Origin of the sequence: Geobacter anodireducens, assembly GCA_001628815.1 — a bacterium.
Classification (GTDB): Bacteria; Desulfobacterota; Desulfuromonadia; order Geobacterales; family Geobacteraceae; genus Geobacter; species Geobacter anodireducens.
This window is the reverse complement of record CP014963.1, coordinates 2,806,591-2,823,471: the sequence shown is the minus strand read 5'-3', so window position 1 is coordinate 2,823,471 and position 16,881 is coordinate 2,806,591. Positions and strand designations below refer to the sequence as shown.

The window sequence follows — 16,881 nt, the reverse complement described above, 5'->3', positions numbered from 1 at the left end:
TTGAGGTGTGATTGTTTAAATATCGGAGACTTGCCTTGGTCCGACCCGAATCACGTGTTCTCCTCACATTTTTCCTAAAACCTGACGAACCGGTTCTCATGTACCAGATAGATCAAGGCGTCTTTCGCTTCCGGTGATACGCCGGATATATGCCGGCGGACAAGGGCCAATCGTTGGCGATTGTTTTCAGATATCTGCCGAACAGTGGCAAGGGGGTGCCAGCGTGGCGGATCCGTTTGGTTCGCCTCAAGGGCGGTTTCGGCATCCTGTTGTTCCTGCCAATACAGCCTGCTGATCAAAGTGAGATCGTACATCAGTAATGCCAGGGATTTGTAGGGCTCTGCCAGTCTGTCGAACTGAGGGGTGGCCGTCGGTTTGCTCTCAAGCTGGTCGATGAGTCCCGCAATCGGGGTATACGCAAACCCGGGCTCCGTGTGAATATATGCCCAGGCCGCCAACTCGTATGGCGTCAGGGTTGGCACGTCAACCGGCACGGGGGGCAACTCCGGAGATACCGATGTCGATCTCCCAAGAATTTCCATCAGGTGTTCAGGAGTCATGCCGGCCATTACCCCACCCTGGCCCGCCATGCGCGAAGTGATTTCCAGCATGAGCTCAACAGACTCCGGAATTGTGCGAAGATCATAACTTTCAAACGCAAGCTTCAGCATCTGCACATCCCGCCTTGCTACGGCATTGAATTCCTGGATTCTCAATCCTTGGAGGTCGTTTTCCGATGAGCTTGCCAGCAGGTCACGATCCGCTGCCTTAAGGCTGGTGGTTGTGTCCTGCCACACCAGATCGAATACGGAATGGAGTCTGGAAAACCTCGGCGGCGAACAACCGGCATGTCTGAAGCCGGCAACCAGTTCCCGAATCGACCTGTAATTGCTCAGACTCAACATGCCGGTGACGTACCCCAGCCGCATGCCTGCCCTCGCAACAGCCCCGACAGCGGGATTGCTCTCCAGTGTCGCCTCTGTTGCCGCTCCGGCCGCCGCAAAAGCAGTTGAGACGGTTTCCAGGTTTATTCCCGCATCAATGCCCGCGTCGATCAACGACTGCAGGAGTACCGCATACGCCTCGCCCCGCCGGTATGCCTCGACGTTCTGATCGAACACAATCGAATCATCGACCGATTTGCGATAAATCCCCGCGGCATCGGCCAGTCCGTTTCTCAGTGACCCCAGAAATGCGGCGTGCTGGTCGGAGCTCAGGCCATCCGTTGCCAGGACAGCGAACAGGGCATCGGCGCCGGCCACAATGGCGGAACCTATGGCTTCGGCATCCGTTGTGCTGATCGTGGGAGTTCGCAGAAGCGTATGGGCAACCAGCATGTGCACCGGCGTCAGCCTGCCCGACAAGGCCGTGGCCTTCAGCAGGGCCCGCGCCTGCAGATCGGTCACCTCGCTCACGCCCGCATCAACGGTCCCGCCGGGTTGCGGGCTCGGCACGATCGCCTGCCGCAACACATTCTCGCCGTCCATGATCCGGATATGCAGGAACGGTGTCGTTGCCGAAGATGGAACCGTCGGAAAATCAAAGGCTATCTTGCCGAGCGCGTCGGTCCTGGCCACCACCTCGGCCACTGTCTGCAACTCTCCCTGGGCGCTGAGGCTGAAAGCCGGACCGTAAGATCCTTGCTCAACGGTAAATGATCCGGCAACGCGTAGCTGGCTGCTGAAAAACAAAAGAGAACTACGCCAACAATCAATGGAATGATTCTGCTCATTACACGGCCTCCATCCCTTCTATTTGCCGCTGCCGGTCAGGCTGCCGGTACCCTTGCCGTTGCCGGAGCTTCCACTCCCGCCACAGCCGCACATGGTTGTCAGGACGATGGTCATCAGGATCAAGAATAGGATTTTGGGTGCGCGTCTCATGATAATGACTCCTCTGGTCAGCGGCTCTTCTTAATTTATTCGAAAGGTTGGAAGGGGGTCCTTGTTTGTTGTCCTTTTCGCGCCTTCAGGAAAATAGAATAGAGCGTCCCCTCGGGACCACCCTTCTTCATATGCCATTGTTAACTCTTCAATTATGACCCTGAAAATGCGCTTCTAAGGGTGAAAATTCTCCTGAATTGAGGTGTAATTGGTGAAATGTCAGCAGGTTGGCTTGGTCCGACCCGATTCGCGCCCACCGACGACATTTTCTGACCACTTCGGTTAAACCAACTACTATCTACCTGACAATCGACGGCTGACACTTTTTGGAATTGTATGTCCAGTTAATATTGAACAGGCATTGTCCAGCAATCTGATAAACTCACGTGCGTCAGAGAAATAGTTTCTGAATGCTAACCTAACTTCATCACTGGAATCAGCTCGCACAAGTACAATGTCATTTTGCGGCATAGTCTCTTCTAGTTGAAACAAAATACGAAGAGCATCAGTAGCGTCACGAAAGCTTCTAACCTCAAGACCCTTATCAGAAAAAATGAGAATGGTATTTTTTTTGTCAGATACTTCACTCTTTGCTTGGTTAAGTCCACGCAGCGTCTTGATAAGTGAAAGCTCCTTGTCAATAGCTAGAAAATCCTCTAGAACATCTCTGTCGCTCTTGTCAGGGAAAGGCCCTTTGAGCCCTTCGTGAGCCCTAGCGAGAATCTCGCTGGCTAGGGCCATTTCATATTCGTACCTTTTATCCCCTTGTTGAAATTTTGGCTGACTTTCAGTTATGAATCCTACAACTTCAACGGCAGTTGCCCAAGCATGCTGCACCAAAGTTCTATACTGAATTTCAATGTAAAGCCCTGCCAAATTCTTGCCAGCTTCTGAATTGACGTCATACTCATAGACGTCATGAATTCCGCGATATCCTGTTGATCTAGGTGAAATTATGTAGTCGTACTTCCCCGGCTCATTGCGCCGTTTATGGTTGAATTTTGCCTTATGGAATGTTTCTCTGAATTTATTCAAGTCCTCGATGTTTTTGAAAATCAATCTGCATCCGGCAACGTCATCCATTCTTGCTAGTTGCATCCTTGGAAGACGCTTAAGCTTATCAAAAATAGTATTTCTTCTCTTGTGTCTTTGCGCCACCGAGATATTTGTGCCTTTTGTTCTTGTTCGCAAAATTGCCTGGAAGGTGTTCAAAACACTCCGATGAGCGGCACGCCATTCTTCTATTACTTTTAGGTCTGCATAAGTGGCATTTCCGTTTCGAATATTTTCCCCTGCAAGGTTAACTCTGGACTTAGAACCACCTGGAAATTTTTTTGTATGAGTCATTCTGTAACTCCTAAATATTTGCTCAGCGGCTGAGAGCGCAGCGGGTTCACCGCTGTTGCGCTTTGTTGGAATCTAGCTTTGAATTTAATAGGTTAAATAGCTTGCCAGAGTCCTCTTATGCCCTTACAGATCAATTGTCGTTGCCTATACCAGCTAAGTCAATCAAGCGTGTATCACCTTGAATTAAAGCGGTAAGTAGTTCTTTCTGTGTAGTGCTGGTAATCACCAGACACTTGGCCGTTTATAAGGGGTGGCCATACCGCCCTTGAATGGATTAAAGATGAAGTTGCTCAGACAACATCTTTCCATCAAGGAGGAACGGTATGACCACCGCAGAGAAAGTAGCACGAAGAAAGCTCAGTTTGCTAGACCTTGCCGGAGAACTTGCCAACGTCAGCAAGGCATGCAAGGTCATGGGCTATTCACGGCAGCAGTTCTACGAGATCCGGCGCAACTACCAGACCTATGGTGCCGTCGGTTTGCTCGACCGCCTGCCCGGTGCCAAGGGACCGCATCCTAACCGGGTCGATGAGGCAGTGGAAACAGCGATTCTGGAGCACTGCCTGAACCAACCTGGTCATGGGCCGTTACGGGTTTCTCAGGAACTGTCCCTGAAAGGGATTCAGGTCAGTTCTGGCGGCGTGCGGGGTGTCTGGAGTCGGCACAGCCTGTTGACGAAGCAGGAACGTATGCTCCGGCTCGAAAAGAGTGTCAGAGAACAATCTTTCGAACTTTCCGACGAACAGATTCGGCTCTTGGAGCGTTTCAGCCCGGAGTTCCGAGAGCGGCATATCGAGACGAAACATACCGGCGATCTGGTGGCCGTGGACACCTTCTTTGTCGGCACTCTCAAGGGCGTCGGCAAGATCTACCTGCAGTCGGTGATCGACTGCTATTCCCGCTATGCCTGGGGCAGGCTCTACACTAACAAGCTGCCCCTAACCGCCGTGCATGTTCTCAACGAAGACGTGCTACCGTTCTTTGAGGAGCACAACGCCAGGATCAACACCATCCTGAGCGACAACGGCCGGGAATTCTGTGGCAGGCCGGACAACCATCCCTACGAGCTGTTCCTGCAGCTTGAAGAGATCGAGCATCGTACCACCAAGGTCCGGCGGCCCCAGAGCAACGGGTTCGTCGAACGGCTTCACAAAACCCTGCTGGACGAGCATTTCAGGGTCATGGGACGCACCAAGTGGTACGAATCTATCGAGGAGATGCAGGCCGATCTGGACGACTATTTCCGGCACTACAACCATGAACGCCCGCACCAGGGACGCAACATGAACGGCAGAACGCCGTACACCGCCTTCATAGAAGGCTTGCCAAAGGACGAAGAATCGGATACTGAGAACTCGAATCTGGCAGCGTAAATCTGAAACCCATTCAAGGACGGACTGTCAGGTGATTACTGTCTCTGTACAGGTAAACTGTATGCCTCGCTTGATTGTGCGATATTTGCTATCATACTAAGTTCAATGTTTTCCAAAGACCGCAATGGATAACCATATTCTTCTTTAAATCAAGTTTAGAATTTCGTTTTCTGTGTTTCCAACTATATCTTTGCGAATGTTCATGTGTTTCCCAATAATTTCCAATCCATGAAGTGTTATACAGGTCCTTTAGTACCTGCTCACAATTCATTGATTCCGCAATACCGTGATCACTAACGGCCCGTTTGAATTTCTCACAACTAAAATTTCTTCCCAATGAAGAGAGTATATCTGGAAGCTCCGTTCTGACATCCTCGTCAATTAGCCCAACAAGTGCATCACTTATTTCCTTAAGGTACCAATCTGAGTAATTGTTTAGGGCTGCCAAAACGTCCTCACGTCTAAAAGGCGGATTTTTCCCAAGTTTCTGTAGTTCACGGAAAAAGCTAATGATGTCCCTTGGCAGGTGGCGAGTGTTATCAAGGACAAATATGTGTGATTCCCTCTTATGTATTTTTTCAGGGAACCAGAGTTTCCATAGCTCTTTGACTGAAAGATTATATCCTGCCAACTTTGCTCGGTTCTCAATTATTCTCATAAGGCTTGTTTCTAGCGGATCTCTCGTGTTGTCATACCACTTTAACTCTATGCCATTATCATTAATTCTTTTAGTTAAATTTGGATCAGGTACAATCTGAAGGATTTCATCTCGAATTAATATAACAATTTTCGCTTTTATGTTAATACCAGCAAAAAACATATTTAATAACCTTACCGCATTTATTAAATCAGCTATATACGGTGCGTTATTTCTACCTTTTCTCATTGGATGATCTAGTCCATCAAGAACAAGAAAGTATTGAGATTCTGTTGGTATTATGTTATTAAGCACTTTTTTTATTGATTCAAATATTGCTGCAGGGTCCTTCAGGTTGAATTTTTCTTCGTCTACTTTTTCACCTTGAACTTCGGATATTACAGATTTAATTTTACCAAAGATGCCTCTACGGCTTGTATATTGAACTATATTTATTAAATTATCTGATGCAGTTAAACCGTATTTTTGCAGTCCACTGTTAAAAATGACAAGCTGTGGATTTTGCTTGTTGAGCTTCTCGTCTTGTAAAAGTAATGGTAGCAGTCTTATTGCTAATATCATTTGCCAAACGGTTACTGCTCCGCCGACAGAGGTCCCTTTTTCGCCTCCTGATTTATTAAGCAAATTGAACTCAAATTGTTCCAGTTCGTCTGTGTCAACAAAAAAATCCCACTTTGGTTTTGCCATAAGCTGTAATTTTGAGGATAGTGCCGTTTTCCCCGCACCTTTTGGCCCAATTACGAGATATATTTCTGGACGCTGGATTTGTTCGATAATGTCGTTTATGTCGACGTATGCATCTTCAATCAATTCTGGAGCGTACAACTTTTCTTCTTCAGCATCCGTGTACTTAAAGTTGATTTTCTCGAACATGACATTCTCCCATGAATATTTTCATTGCATTGCTCCTTCTTGAGCGGTTCACGCGCGCGCGCGTGAACCGCTCATCCCCCCAGATAGAACATTTCTCCCAGCGACATCACAACAACCCCAACTCATTAACCCACCACAAGTATACGCCCCGACTATCCCTGCGCGCACGAGCGCAGTCAAGTCAGGAAAATCCTGATGCAACAGGGGGATTCAGGGGAGAGGGCACAAAAAAGGGGGAACCGGTACACCGGCTCCCCCTGTGGTGCGTTATGAGGGCAGGATCAGCGGGAGGAGGATTGGCCGCGGATGTGGAAGCCTTCCATCTCGGTTTCCAGTACTTTTACCTGGCGGCTGAGGGTGATGGCCGCTTCTTCCATGACCCGCGAGACTTCGAGGCTCATGGTTGCCGACTTCTGGATCTCTTCCATGGACCGGACGATCTGCTCGCTGCCCCGGAACTGTTCTTCGCTGGCGTTGCGGAACTGGCCGATCATGTCGGTGATGTTTTCGGTGGAGCGGGCGATGATATTTCCCGTGGCGCTCTGCTCACGGGTGGAGTTGCGGACCTGGGCGGTGGCGTCGCGCATCCGCTCCACCGCAGTCATGATGAGGTCGCCGCCGGCGCCCTGCTCGCTGGTGGCGCTGGCGATCTGGCCGGTCATGTCGGTGACCCGGTTGATGGCGTCGCGGATGATCTTGCTGCCGGTGGCCTGCTCAACGGTGGCGCGGGCGATTTCGGCCACCCGCGAGGAGGCTTCGCGGGCCCGCATGACGATTTTGCCCAGGGCCTCGTCGGCGTTGGCGGAGAGGCGCTCTTCGTCGGCAATGCTCTTGTCGGCCCGGCTGATGGCTTCCACGGCGCGCCGGGTTTCGCTCTGGACCCCCATGATGACCTCGGCGATCTCCCGGGTGGAGGTGCGGGTCCGGTCGGACAGGTCCGTGATCTCGCCGGCCACCACGGCGAAGCCGCGGCCGTGTTCGCCGGCCTGGGCCGCGATGATGGCGGCGTTGAGGGAAAGGAGGTTGGTCTGCTCGGCGATTTCGTCGATAACGGAGATGATGCCGCCGATGTCTTCCACCTTGCGGGACAGGACGTCGATGACCTCGGTGGTGATGCGCGAGGAGCGCTGAATGGCCACAATGCCGGCGATAGCGTCCTCCACGGCGCGCTTGCCCCGCTCGGCCTCGCGCTCCACGTCTTCGGAAAGGGCGGCTGTTTCGCGGGCGTTCACTTCGACCTGGCCGATGGCCGTGTCCATCTGGGCCACGGAGGAGGCGGTGGTGGTGGAGATTTCCATCAGGCTCTGGACGCTGCCGTCGATCTGCTTGATGGATGCGGCCATCTGGATGACCGAGGAGCTTACTTCGTCCACCAGGCGCGAGAGGCTGTCGGCGTTGATGGCCACTTCTTCGACGCTGGCGGTCATTTCCAGGATCGAGGATGAGGTGTCGGCCGCGCTGAGGGAGAGGTTGGCGACGCGTCGGCCACTTCGCGGATGGAGGCGTTGATCTCGGAGATGGCCGAGGAGGCGGCGTTGACGCCCTTGGCCTGGATCTCTTCGCCTTCGGTTACCTTGCCGGCCGCGACGGCGATCTTGTCGGACAGGGCGTGCAGCTCGCCCACGGCCTTGCGGACCGAGGTGAGCATGCCCGAGAGCCGGTCGGCCATGGTGTTGAAGTCGTCGCCCAGGGTGCCGAGCTCGTCGCGGGAGTCCACCGGCACGGCGGCGGTCAGGTCGCCCCGGGCGCCGCTCTGGAGTGCCGCGGCCACGCGCTTGACCCGGCCAACGATCATGCGGGTGAAGAGAAGCCCCAGGCCGATGGCTGCGGCAACGGCCATGAGGATGACCGTGATGAAGGTGTAGCGGGTGGACTGGCGGATGGTATCGGTGGCCTTGAGCCCGGCGTAGGTCTGGGATTCGAGGTAGTCGGCCAGGTCGTCGATGTCGAGCTTGGCGTTCTCGCTGGTGTCGCGGATGGTTTCCAGGGCGAGCCGGTTCAGGGTTTCATCGGCCAGGGCATCCTTGGCGGCCTGGTCCACCACGCCGCTTCGCAGTCCCTTCAGCAGACGCTGCTTGTGGGCGATGAGCTGGTCCGCTGCCTTTTCGAATTCGCCCCAACTTGCCAGGACGGCGGCTGCGTAGTTCGCGACGGGGCTGCCGGCCGGAGCCGGGGGGATGCCCAGGGCGGGGTCGCCGTTGAGCAGGGCGTTCGAGTATTTTTTGAACAGCTCGTTCTTGGCGCGATAGTTGTTGACGTGTTCTTCGAATTCGTCCGGGTCGGTCCTGACCATGGCGGCCTCGACCAGGTTGACCCGGCACGCCTTCTGGCTCAGTTGCATGTTGAGGACCGCTTTTTCCTGGAGGGCGCGGCCCCGGAGCATGGTTTTCACCTGCGTTACCACGCTGTCGACCCGCCAGATGCCGAAGATGCCGGTGACGGCCACGATCAGGGCCATGGCGCTGAATGCGAGGATGTGCTTCGCCCGAAGCCGCGCATTTCTGAATGACAGTGACATGCTAATGGTTCCTCCCGCTGGAACGCATCAAAGGATTCATATGGAACGTATCGGCCGTAACCCGGTTTGTCTTGATGTTTTTTCGTAAAAGCGGCCTGTGTGCCGTATAGGGGATGGGCGCGGCGGTCGCTCCGCCGGCGGGCCGGTTTCTTTTCGCCCGGTTCGGGGTACACTGGTAACTGTGCTGCGAGCTCGGACGCTCACCCACTCTCACAAGGAGGATGACCCATGAAAAGGATCAGCGCTGTTGTTGCCGTTGTTGCACTCTGTGCCGTGCCCGTCGTGGCCGGTGCCACCCCGCCGCGGCCGGGGGGATACGTCTCGGGCTTCTTCGGGGTAAGCGCCGCCGCGGATACCGATGTGACGAGCATCAACAATCAGTCCGGCGAGGTCTTCAACGACCGGGTGGAGTATGACCCGAACATCTACGTGGGCGGGACGGGGGGGTACGATTTCGGCCATTTCCGGCTGGAGGGGGAACTCTCGTACAAGCACGCGGAGATCAGCTCGATCACCGACGATACCGGCTTCCGGTTCCGGGGGGTGGACGGCAGCCTCGGCGCCCTGGCGTTCATGGCCAACGCCTTCGTGGACGTGCACAACAACACGCCGGTCACCCCCTATTTCGGGGGGGGCATCGGCTTTGCCGTGCTGAGCCTGAGCGACACCTTCGGCAGTGATAACTCGGGGCGGCTGCTCCTCTACCCCGATGACGACACCACGGTGTTCGCCTACCAGGCGGGCGGCGGCCTGGAGATCGCCATCAGCCCGTCCCTGTCCCTGGACCTGGGATACCGCTACTTCGGCACCACCAAGGGGACCTTCGATTCCGACTGGATCACCACGACCAAGCTGAGATACGAGAGCCACAACGGCATGGTGGGGTTCCGGGTCAAGTTCTGACACGGGCCGGGCATTCCTTTTTGCCCGCGCTTGTGCTACACATCATCCCGTGCTGATTGGTGCAGCGGCCCGCGGCCGGGGCGATCTCACGCGGATGGTGTGCGGATGACGGAAGAACGGGGCAGGGGAGTGGTGAGGGACGGGCTGGGCACGGCCTGGCCCATCTGTCTGGGGTATGTCCCCATCGGGCTGGCCCTGGGGGTGCTGGCCCAGAAGGCGGGGCTCGGCCCCCTGGAAACGGGGCTCATGTCGACGCTGGTCTTTGCCGGCGGCTCCCAGTTCATCGCGGTGGCCATGATCAAGTCCGGGGCAGCCTGGGTGCCATCGTGGCCACCACCTTCATGGTGAACCTGCGGCACGCCCTCATGAGCTCGGCCCTGGCGGTGCCGCTCCAGGGGGTGAGCCGCCGGTTCCTGGCCCTGTTCGCCTATGGCGTGACCGACGAGAGCTTTGCCGTGAACATGGCCCGGTTCCGGGCCGGCGGGTGGGACCGGTGGCGGGCCCTGGTGGTGAACCAGACGGCCAATCTGACCTGGATCCTGAGCACCATTGCCGGGGCCTATGCCGGGGAGTTCGTTCCCGCCGGGGCCCTGGGCATCGACTACGCCCTCACCGCCATGTTCATCTGCCTGCTGATCTTCCAGCTCCGGAGCCGGTTCTACGCCATCGTGGCCGCGTTCTCGGGGCTGGTGGCCACGGCCCTCTACGTGACGATCCCCGGCAACTCCCACATCGTGATCGCCGCCGTCACCGCCGCCACGGTGGGCTACGCCGTGCGCCGCAACCGGGCTGCCAGGGGGGTGGTCTGATGGATTTCCGGACCTACCTGGCCGTTGTCGCGGGCATGGCGCTCGCCACCTATCTTCCCCGCATGATTCCCCTCGTTCTCCTCTCCAACCGGCAGATACCGCCCTGGCTGGCCGACTGGCTGGACCTCATCCCGGCAGCCATCCTCGGCGCCTGCTGGCCCCGGGCCTCCTGGCGGGCGAAAGCCGCGCGCTGGAGCTGGGGCGGCCGGAACTGATCGCCGCGCTCCCCACCGTTGCGGTGGCGCTGAAAACCCGCTCCCTGGGGCTCACCGTGGTGGTGGGGATGCTCTGTTACTGGTTGATCGGAAAGATTGTCTGACGGACGGGGGCTCAGCGCCCCCTGTTGCCGAAGATGAGTTTTGCCGCGTCGTAGGTGTAGAGGACGAGCCCCGTCCAGATCAGGCGAAGCTTGCCAGGTGGGTGGGGGTGAAGGTCTCGCCAAAGGCGAAGACCGCCAGCACGAAGTGGAGCGTGGGCACCACGTATTGCATCAGCCCCACCGTGGCGAGGCGCAGCCGCTTGGTGGCCGCCGCGAACCAGATCAGGGGGGTGGAGGTGAGGACCCCGGCGCAGGCGAGCAGGACGGTGATGTGGGTGGGCCCGGAGACGAAGGCGCTCTTTCCCTGGTACGCCAGCCAGCCGAGATAGCAGAGGGCGAGCGGGAAGAGGAGCAGGGTCTCCACGGTGAGCCCGGCCAGGGAGTCAACGGGCGCCTTTTTGCGCAGCAGGCCGTAGAGGCCGAAGGAGAGGCCCAGGGACAGGGCGATCCAGGGGAACTCCCCGTGCCGGAGCGTGAGGATCGCCACCCCGGCTGCGGCCAGGATGAAGCTCGCCTTCTGCTTGGGGCTGAGCCGCTCGTGCAGGAAGACCACCCCCAGGAAGGCCGACACCAGAGGGTTGATGAAGTAACCGAGGCTCGACTGGAGCACCTTGCCCGCGCCCACGGCATAGATGAAGACCAGCCAGTTGACGGCGATCAGGAGCGTGGTGGCGCAGAGGGTCATCAGGGTGCGGGGCTGGCTGAAGGCGGCCCGGACCCCGTCCCACCGGCGGGCCACGGTCAGCATCACGGCCAGCGTCGCCACTGACCAGGCGATCCGGTGGGACAGGACCTCCAGTGGGGTCACGCCGGCCAGGGCCTTGAAGTAGATGGGAAAGAACCCCCAGAGGAGGTAGGCGGCGAGGCCGAAGATCACTCCGGTGCGGGCCTCCCGCGTCGCCTGGTCCGGCGGATTGCTCATTGATGCCTCCTGGCCGGGTGTGTGGGGCGGCGAAAGAACCAGTTCCTTCATTGGCCGCCCCCATGATACACGAGGCGGATGCCCCCATGAAAGCCCGAAGAGGGCTTCCGTGCCGCGGCTGCCGGGCCGTGGGCGGCCGGCACGATGGCCACCAGGGCGTCCCGGTGCCCCTCCAGTACCGCCTTGCCGCCGTGGGTAAAGCAGAACATGTCGCCGGCGCCCAGGAAGCGGTCCCGGTCGTCCCCCTCCTGGGTGAGCCAGATGATCCCCTCCTTGCAGCAGAGCACCAGCCCCTGCGGGTTCCCCTCGATGGCAACCGTTTCGTTCTTCGGCAGACGCAGTTCCATGACCCGTTCTCCCCTCCGCCGCCGTTCCGGTACGGGCGGACTGTAATGGTCGCAGTATCGCCGATCCCAAACAAGAATAACAGTTGCACAATTTGAAAATTGTTACCGGTACAGAATGGGGCAATGGACAACTGTACTGTTGAAAAAAGACGTAAACTGTTCCGGGAACGGACTTGACTTTCTAGACGACCGGTCTAATAATTCCTCCCATGGACAAGAACGAAACGCGCGCCACGATCATCCGCATCGGCACCGACCTCATCTCCCGCCAGGGATTCAACGCCACCGGCATCGACGCAGTGCTGAAGGAGGCAGGGGTCCCCAAGGGGTCCTTCTACCACTATTTCAGGAGCAAGGAGGAGTTCGGCCTGGCCGTGATCGATCATTTTGCCGAGCGCTACGATCAGCGGCTCGACACCTTCCTGAACGACGATGAGGTGACGCCGCTGAACCGCGTCCGCAACTATCTGGAGAGCGGTCTGGCGCGGCTGGAGCAGAACCGGTGCAGCAAGGGGTGCCTCATCGGCAACCTGGGCCAGGAACTGGCCGACCAGCACGAGCGGTTCCGGGTCCGGCTCGACGGGATCTTCCGTTCCTGGAAGGAGCGTTTCGCCGTCTGCCTGCGGGAGGCCCAGCGGGCAGGGGAGCTGGCCCCGGAGCTCGATGCCGGGGTGGCGGCGGGGTTCATCCTCTCGGGCCTGGAGGGGGCGATCCTGCGGGCCAAGGTGATGAAGTCGCCCCAGCCGCTGCGGGATTTCATCGAAATTCTCTTCGCCTCGGTGCTGCGCCGGCAGGCGTGACAGCGGTTCCGGGCGGCTAGACGATCGGTCTAGCGGTTTCACGCCCCGTCGTCCGGCGGGGCGCATGGATTCGGGATGCGAGCCGTAGGGGTTATGTGCGGTACGTTCTAACTCTCAGGAGGGATCAGATGACGGATACGACGACGCAGTTCAAGGCGCTGGTAGTGGAGAAGACGGCCGACAAGCAGTTCGTGCGGGAGGTGCGGCAACGGAGCATCGACGACCTGCCGGCCGGTGACCTGGTGGTGCGGGTCCACTACTCGTCCCTCAACTACAAGGATGCCCTCTCGGCCACGGGCCACCCCGGCGTGACCCGGCAGTTCCCCCACACGCCGGGCATCGACGCGGCAGGTGAGGTGGTTGCCTGCGACAGCGGCGCCTTTGCGCCGGGGGACCGGGTCATCGTCACCGGCTACGACCTGGGGATGGAGACCGACGGAGGTTTCGGCCAGTACATCCGCATCCCCTCGGCCTGGGCGGTGCCGCTGCCGGAGGGGCTCTCCCTGCGCGAGAGCATGGCCCTGGGCACCGCCGGCCTCACGGCGGCCCTGTCGGTGCTCGGGCTGGAGCGGGCCGGGGTGACGCCCGACCGGGGCGAGATCCTCGTCACCGGCGCCACCGGCGGGGTGGGGAGCATCGCGGTCGCCATCCTCGCCGCTGCCGGCTACCGGGTGACGGCCTCCACGGGCAAGGAGTTCGAGGAGGAGTACCTCCGGGAACTGGGCGCCACTGAGGTGATCGGCCGCGAGGAACTGGCCGCCGGGGCGGAAAAGGCGCTTCTGGCCGAGCGGTGGGCCGGCGCGGTGGACGTGGTGGGCGGCCCGACCCTGGCGGCGGTGCTCAAAAGCGTGAAATACGGGGGCGTCGTCACCTGCTGCGGGCTCGTGGGCTCGCCGGATCTGCCGGTGAACGTCTATCCGTTCATCCTGCGGGGGGTGAGCCTGCTCGGTATCGATTCGGTTCAGGCGTCGCCCGGGATCCGCCGGGAGGTCTGGCAGCGCCTGGCCGGAGCCTGGAAGCCCGCCGGACTGGCCGGGATGGTGACCGAGTGCTCCCTGCAGGGGCTCGAAGTCATGATCCAGACGATTCTCCACGGGGGGATCACGGGGCGCGTCGTGGTCAACCTGCTGGAAAGCTGAGACAGGTAGCCTGAATCCTGGCAGCGGGCACCCCGCGTCGCTCCGCGTGCCTCTCGCACTGCCGCTGTACGGCTCACTTCGCTACCGGCCTGAAACTCACCCTGGCGGGTTCAGACAATCAGGCCGGTTGCCGCTCCATTTCGCCTACAGCGGCTGGCGCTCGGGCACAGTCGCTCCGTCGGTGCGCCCGCTGCCAGGATTCAGGAGTTAAGAACATATTCATACAGGGGGGAACCATGAACATCGTCACACTGCTGGGTAGCCCGCGCGCCAGGGGGATCAGCGCCGCCATCGCCGCCCGCTTCACCGAAACCGCGGCCGAACTGGGCGCACAAACCCGGTCCTTCGAGCTGAACCGGCTCACCTACCGGGGGTGCCAGGGGTGCTACGCCTGCAAGAAGACCCTGGACCACTGCGTGCTCAAGGACGATCTGGCCCAGGTGCTGGATGCGGTGCGCGACGCCGACGTGGTGGTGCTGGCCTCGCCGGTCTACTACGGCGACGTGACCGCCCAGCTCAAGGGGTTCATCGACCGGACCTTTTCGTACCTCAAGCCCGATTACCTCTCCAACCCGCAGCCGAGCCGGCTTTCGCCCAAAAAGCTCGTGTTCGTCCTCACCCAGGGGCACCCGGACGAGGGGATGTTCGCCGACATCTTTCCCCGCTACGAGGGGTTTCTCACGTGGATGGGCTTCGTCGATGCCCGCCTGATCCGGGCCTGCGGCTTCGGCCCGTCCACCGTGGACAAGGTGCCCGAGCAGTACCTGCAGGAGGCGGAGCAGGCGGCGCGGGAGATCGTCGGGCAGGGGAGGTGACAGTCATGGTCAGTGCGGCAACCGGCATCGCCATGCGTTCCCCGGCCCCGGCCCGGTAGCGGCCCGTCATGGAATCGAGGGAACACCGGGCAGGCAGGCTCCTGCTGATCGCCTGCACCATCAGTTTCGTCTGCTTTTTCGGCTCCTACATGCGGATTCCCATCGTCCCCCTCTTTGCCACGTCCATGGGGGCCGATGCCGCCCAGGTGGGGCTGATCAACAGCGCGTTCATGCTCATGGCAGGGGCGCTCTCCATCCCGTCGGGCCTCGTCTCCGACCGGCTGGGGCGCCGCATTCCGCTCCTGGGCGGGCTGCTCCTGCTGGCGGGCTCGTCGTTCCTCCTCTACTGGAGCAACAGCCCCCTGCAGATGGCGGGGGTTTACCTCCTCTTCGGCATCGGGCTGTCGGCCTTCTCGCCCACCCTCATGTCGTACGTGGCGGACGTCACCCCGCCCGAGGTGCTGGGGCAGGCCTACGGCTGGTACACCATGGCCCTCTACGGCGGCATGACCCTGGGCCCCGCCGCCGGGGGCTTCCTCGGCACGGCCCTGGGGCTGCGGCCCGTGTTCCTGGTCTCCGGCGGGCTGATCCTCGCCATGTTCGCGGTGGCGCTCTTCCTCCTGCCCGCGACCCCCAGGGCCGCTTCCGGCGCCGCTCCGCACCGGGCGATCCTGCCGACGCTCAGGGGGCTCATGGGGAACCGCCGCCTCCTGGCCTGCCTGGCGGCCACCATGGGCACCTGCTTCGGCTTCGGCATGTTCGTCACCTTCATGCCCCTCTACATCCGGAGTCAGGGGATGCATTCGGGGCACGTGGGGTTCGTCTTCGCGGCCCAGTCCCTGGCCAATGCCGTCTCGCGCCTGCCGTCCGGGAAGCTGAGCGACCGGGTGGCCGACCGCAGCCGCCTGGTGGCCGGGGGGCTCGCCGTGTTCGCCGTGGCCCTGGCCGGCTTCGGCTTCTGCCGGTCCGTGGTGCCGCTCATGGGAGTCGCGGCGCTGATGGGGATGAGCATGGGGATCGCCTTTACCGCCGTCTCAGCCCTGATCGCCGACGTGGTGCCCCGGGAGCAGCGGGGGCTCGCCATGGGGTGTTATAATACCTGTGTCTATGCGGGGATGATGCTCTGCGCGGCCGGCATGGGGCCGGTCATCAGGGAAGAGGGCTTCCGGACCGGGTTTTTCCTGAACGGCGTGGTGGGGCTGGCGACGCTGATCCTGTTCGTCGCCCTCTATCGGCGGCCCGTGCCCGTAGCCGGGCCATCGGCCTGAGGGAGCCGCCGCGTTCTTTTCGCAACCGGAAAAAGGAGGGTCGGATGGATGAGACCATCAGTGCCGAGATCGGACGCTTCGTGGCGGAGAGCCCGGGCAACCGCTTTCCCGACGGGAGCGGCCCCTACTTCGATCAGCCCCTGGTGGGCTTTGCCGCGGCCGGCGATCCCCTGTTCACCGAGTACAAGCGGGTCATCGGCGAGTTTCACCTGACCCCGGCCGAGTTGCTGGAGGGGGCGGCCACGGTGATCGTCTGGGTTCTGCCGGTGACGGAGTCCACCCGCGTGAGCAACCGGCTGGAATCTGACTGGCCTTCGCGCTCGTGGGCCCTCACCCGGACCCACGGCGAGACCCTGAACGGGGCCCTCCGGCGGCATCTGGTCGCCTACCTGGAAGGGCTCGGCCACGGGGCCGTGGCACCCCAGTACTCCCCGGCCTGGCGGGAGTTTTCCGACACGCCGGTGGGGATCGCCTCCACCTGGTCCGAGCGGCACGCCGCCTATGCCGCCGGCCTCGGCACCTTCAGCCTCTCGGACGGCCTCATCACCGGCCGGGGGATCGCCCACCGGGTGGGAAGCGTTGTCACGACCCTGGCCCTGCCGGCCACGCCGCGCACCGCCCGCACCCACCGCCACAACTGCCTCTGGTACCGCGAAGGGACCTGCGGCGTCTGCATCGGCCGCTGCCCGGCGGGGGCCATCACCTTTGCCGGCCACGACAAGGCCCGCTGCCGGGAACTGGTCTACGGCTCGGCCCCGGCCCTGCTGGCGGAACGCTACGGCGTCCCCCACACCGGCTGCGGCCTCTGCCAGACCCGCGTCCCGTGCGAAGCCGGCGTGCCGCGCGGGAAAAAACCTGCCGGATCACCCTGATCCGTCTCTGTCCCCCGCCTATTCCCTGAAGCGCC

The 16,881-nt window shown here is 60.2% G+C and carries 11 protein-coding genes and 5 pseudogenes; 9 read left to right on the top strand and 7 right to left on the bottom strand.

Translation table 11 applies throughout. The features are described 5' to 3' along the window. Positions 1 to 74 precede the first annotated feature (74 nt). The 3 genes and pseudogenes from A2G06_12915 to A2G06_12905 form a co-directional block, all read right to left on the bottom strand. Positions 75 to 1,732 (bottom strand): annotated as a pseudogene (locus A2G06_12915) (hypothetical protein). A gap of 19 nt (positions 1,733 to 1,751) precedes the next feature. Then, complete coding sequence (locus A2G06_12910; protein ID ANA41021.1) at positions 1,752 to 1,883, bottom strand: hypothetical protein; 132 nt, start codon at positions 1,881 to 1,883, stop codon at positions 1,752 to 1,754. A gap of 294 nt (positions 1,884 to 2,177) precedes the next feature. Next, positions 2,178 to 3,230, bottom strand: a complete 1,053-nt coding sequence (locus A2G06_12905) for a (p)ppGpp synthetase (protein ID ANA41020.1) — start codon at positions 3,228 to 3,230, stop codon at positions 2,178 to 2,180. A 323-nt stretch (positions 3,231 to 3,553) separates the two neighbouring features. Here A2G06_12905 and A2G06_12900 point away from each other — a divergent pair, with 323 nt between their 5' ends. Beyond that, the gene (locus A2G06_12900) at positions 3,554 to 4,603 is read left to right on the top strand and encodes a transposase (protein ANA41019.1); all 1,050 of its coding nucleotides are present in this window, start codon (positions 3,554 to 3,556) and stop codon (positions 4,601 to 4,603) included. Positions 4,604 to 4,694: 91 nt separating this feature from the next. Here A2G06_12900 and A2G06_12895 read toward each other — a convergent pair whose 3' ends face one another. After that, positions 4,695 to 6,134: a hypothetical protein gene (locus A2G06_12895; protein ANA41018.1), complete on the bottom strand. Its 1,440-nt coding sequence runs from the start codon at positions 6,132 to 6,134 to the stop codon at positions 4,695 to 4,697. 281 nt (positions 6,135 to 6,415) lie between these two features. Beyond that, a pseudogene (locus A2G06_12890) lies at positions 6,416 to 8,652 on the bottom strand (chemotaxis protein). A 228-nt stretch (positions 8,653 to 8,880) separates the two neighbouring features. Here A2G06_12890 and A2G06_12885 point away from each other — a divergent pair. From A2G06_12885 to A2G06_12875, 3 genes and pseudogenes are all read left to right on the top strand, one after another. After that, positions 8,881 to 9,555 (top strand): outer membrane channel protein, encoded by a 675-nt coding sequence (locus tag A2G06_12885; protein ID ANA41017.1) that lies wholly within the window; start codon positions 8,881 to 8,883, stop codon positions 9,553 to 9,555. Positions 9,556 to 9,660: 105 nt separating this feature from the next. Continuing rightward, positions 9,661 to 10,364: pseudogene (locus A2G06_12880) on the top strand (branched-chain amino acid ABC transporter permease). Beyond that, a pseudogene (locus A2G06_12875) lies at positions 10,364 to 10,683 on the top strand (AzlD protein). Before A2G06_12880 ends, A2G06_12875 begins: the two co-directional pseudogenes overlap by 1 nt. Positions 10,684 to 10,694: 11 nt before the next feature. Here the strand turns inward: A2G06_12875 and A2G06_12870 are convergent. Both A2G06_12870 and A2G06_12865 read right to left on the bottom strand, forming a co-directional pair. Further along, positions 10,695 to 11,605: pseudogene (locus A2G06_12870) on the bottom strand (transporter). A gap of 47 nt (positions 11,606 to 11,652) precedes the next feature. After that, entirely contained in the window at positions 11,653 to 11,952 is a 300-nt protein-coding gene (locus A2G06_12865; GenBank protein ID ANA41016.1) for a hypothetical protein, read from the bottom strand. A gap of 209 nt (positions 11,953 to 12,161) precedes the next feature. On the opposite strand from A2G06_12865, the gene A2G06_12860 reads away from it, so the two are divergent. From A2G06_12860 to A2G06_12840, 5 genes are all read left to right on the top strand, one after another. Beyond that, positions 12,162 to 12,752: a TetR family transcriptional regulator gene (locus A2G06_12860; GenBank protein ANA41015.1), complete on the top strand. Its 591-nt coding sequence runs from the start codon at positions 12,162 to 12,164 to the stop codon at positions 12,750 to 12,752. A gap of 128 nt (positions 12,753 to 12,880) precedes the next feature. Continuing rightward, positions 12,881 to 13,891, top strand: coding sequence for a quinone oxidoreductase (locus A2G06_12855; protein ANA41014.1), 1,011 nt, complete (start codon positions 12,881 to 12,883; stop codon positions 13,889 to 13,891). Positions 13,892 to 14,127: 236 nt separating this feature from the next. Beyond that, positions 14,128 to 14,706 carry an NADPH-dependent FMN reductase gene (locus A2G06_12850; GenBank protein ID ANA41013.1) on the top strand — a complete coding sequence of 193 codons (579 nt, stop codon included), beginning with the start codon at positions 14,128 to 14,130 and terminating at the stop codon, positions 14,704 to 14,706. Between the two features lie 68 nt (positions 14,707 to 14,774). Then, entirely contained in the window at positions 14,775 to 15,974 is a 1,200-nt protein-coding gene (locus A2G06_12845) for an MFS transporter (GenBank protein ANA41012.1), read from the top strand. A gap of 44 nt (positions 15,975 to 16,018) precedes the next feature. Continuing rightward, a complete protein-coding gene (locus A2G06_12840) occupies positions 16,019 to 16,846 on the top strand; it encodes a FeS-binding protein (protein ANA41011.1) in 828 nt (275 codons plus the stop codon). The last annotated feature ends 35 nt before the right edge of the window (positions 16,847 to 16,881 follow it).

Bases quoted from the DNA above. Each gene is read 5' to 3' on its own strand.
- A2G06_12905 (ANA41020.1), bottom strand. From the start codon at position 3,230: ATGACTCATACAAAAAAATTTCCAGGTGGTTCTAAGTCCAGAGTTAAC.
- A2G06_12850 (ANA41013.1), top strand. From the start codon at position 14,128: ATGAACATCGTCACACTGCTGGGTAGCCCGCGCGCCAGGGGGATCAGC.
- A2G06_12840 (ANA41011.1), top strand. From the start codon at position 16,019: ATGGATGAGACCATCAGTGCCGAGATCGGACGCTTCGTGGCGGAGAGC.
- A2G06_12895 (ANA41018.1), bottom strand. From the start codon at position 6,134: ATGTTCGAGAAAATCAACTTTAAGTACACGGATGCTGAAGAAGAAAAG.
- A2G06_12855 (ANA41014.1), top strand. From the start codon at position 12,881: ATGACGGATACGACGACGCAGTTCAAGGCGCTGGTAGTGGAGAAGACG.
- A2G06_12900 (ANA41019.1), top strand. From the start codon at position 3,554: ATGACCACCGCAGAGAAAGTAGCACGAAGAAAGCTCAGTTTGCTAGAC.
- A2G06_12885 (ANA41017.1), top strand. From the start codon at position 8,881: ATGAAAAGGATCAGCGCTGTTGTTGCCGTTGTTGCACTCTGTGCCGTG.
- A2G06_12865 (ANA41016.1), bottom strand. From the start codon at position 11,952: ATGGAACTGCGTCTGCCGAAGAACGAAACGGTTGCCATCGAGGGGAAC.
- A2G06_12860 (ANA41015.1), top strand. From the start codon at position 12,162: ATGGACAAGAACGAAACGCGCGCCACGATCATCCGCATCGGCACCGAC.
- A2G06_12910 (ANA41021.1), bottom strand. From the start codon at position 1,883: ATGAGACGCGCACCCAAAATCCTATTCTTGATCCTGATGACCATCGTC.
- A2G06_12845 (ANA41012.1), top strand. From the start codon at position 14,775: ATGGAATCGAGGGAACACCGGGCAGGCAGGCTCCTGCTGATCGCCTGC.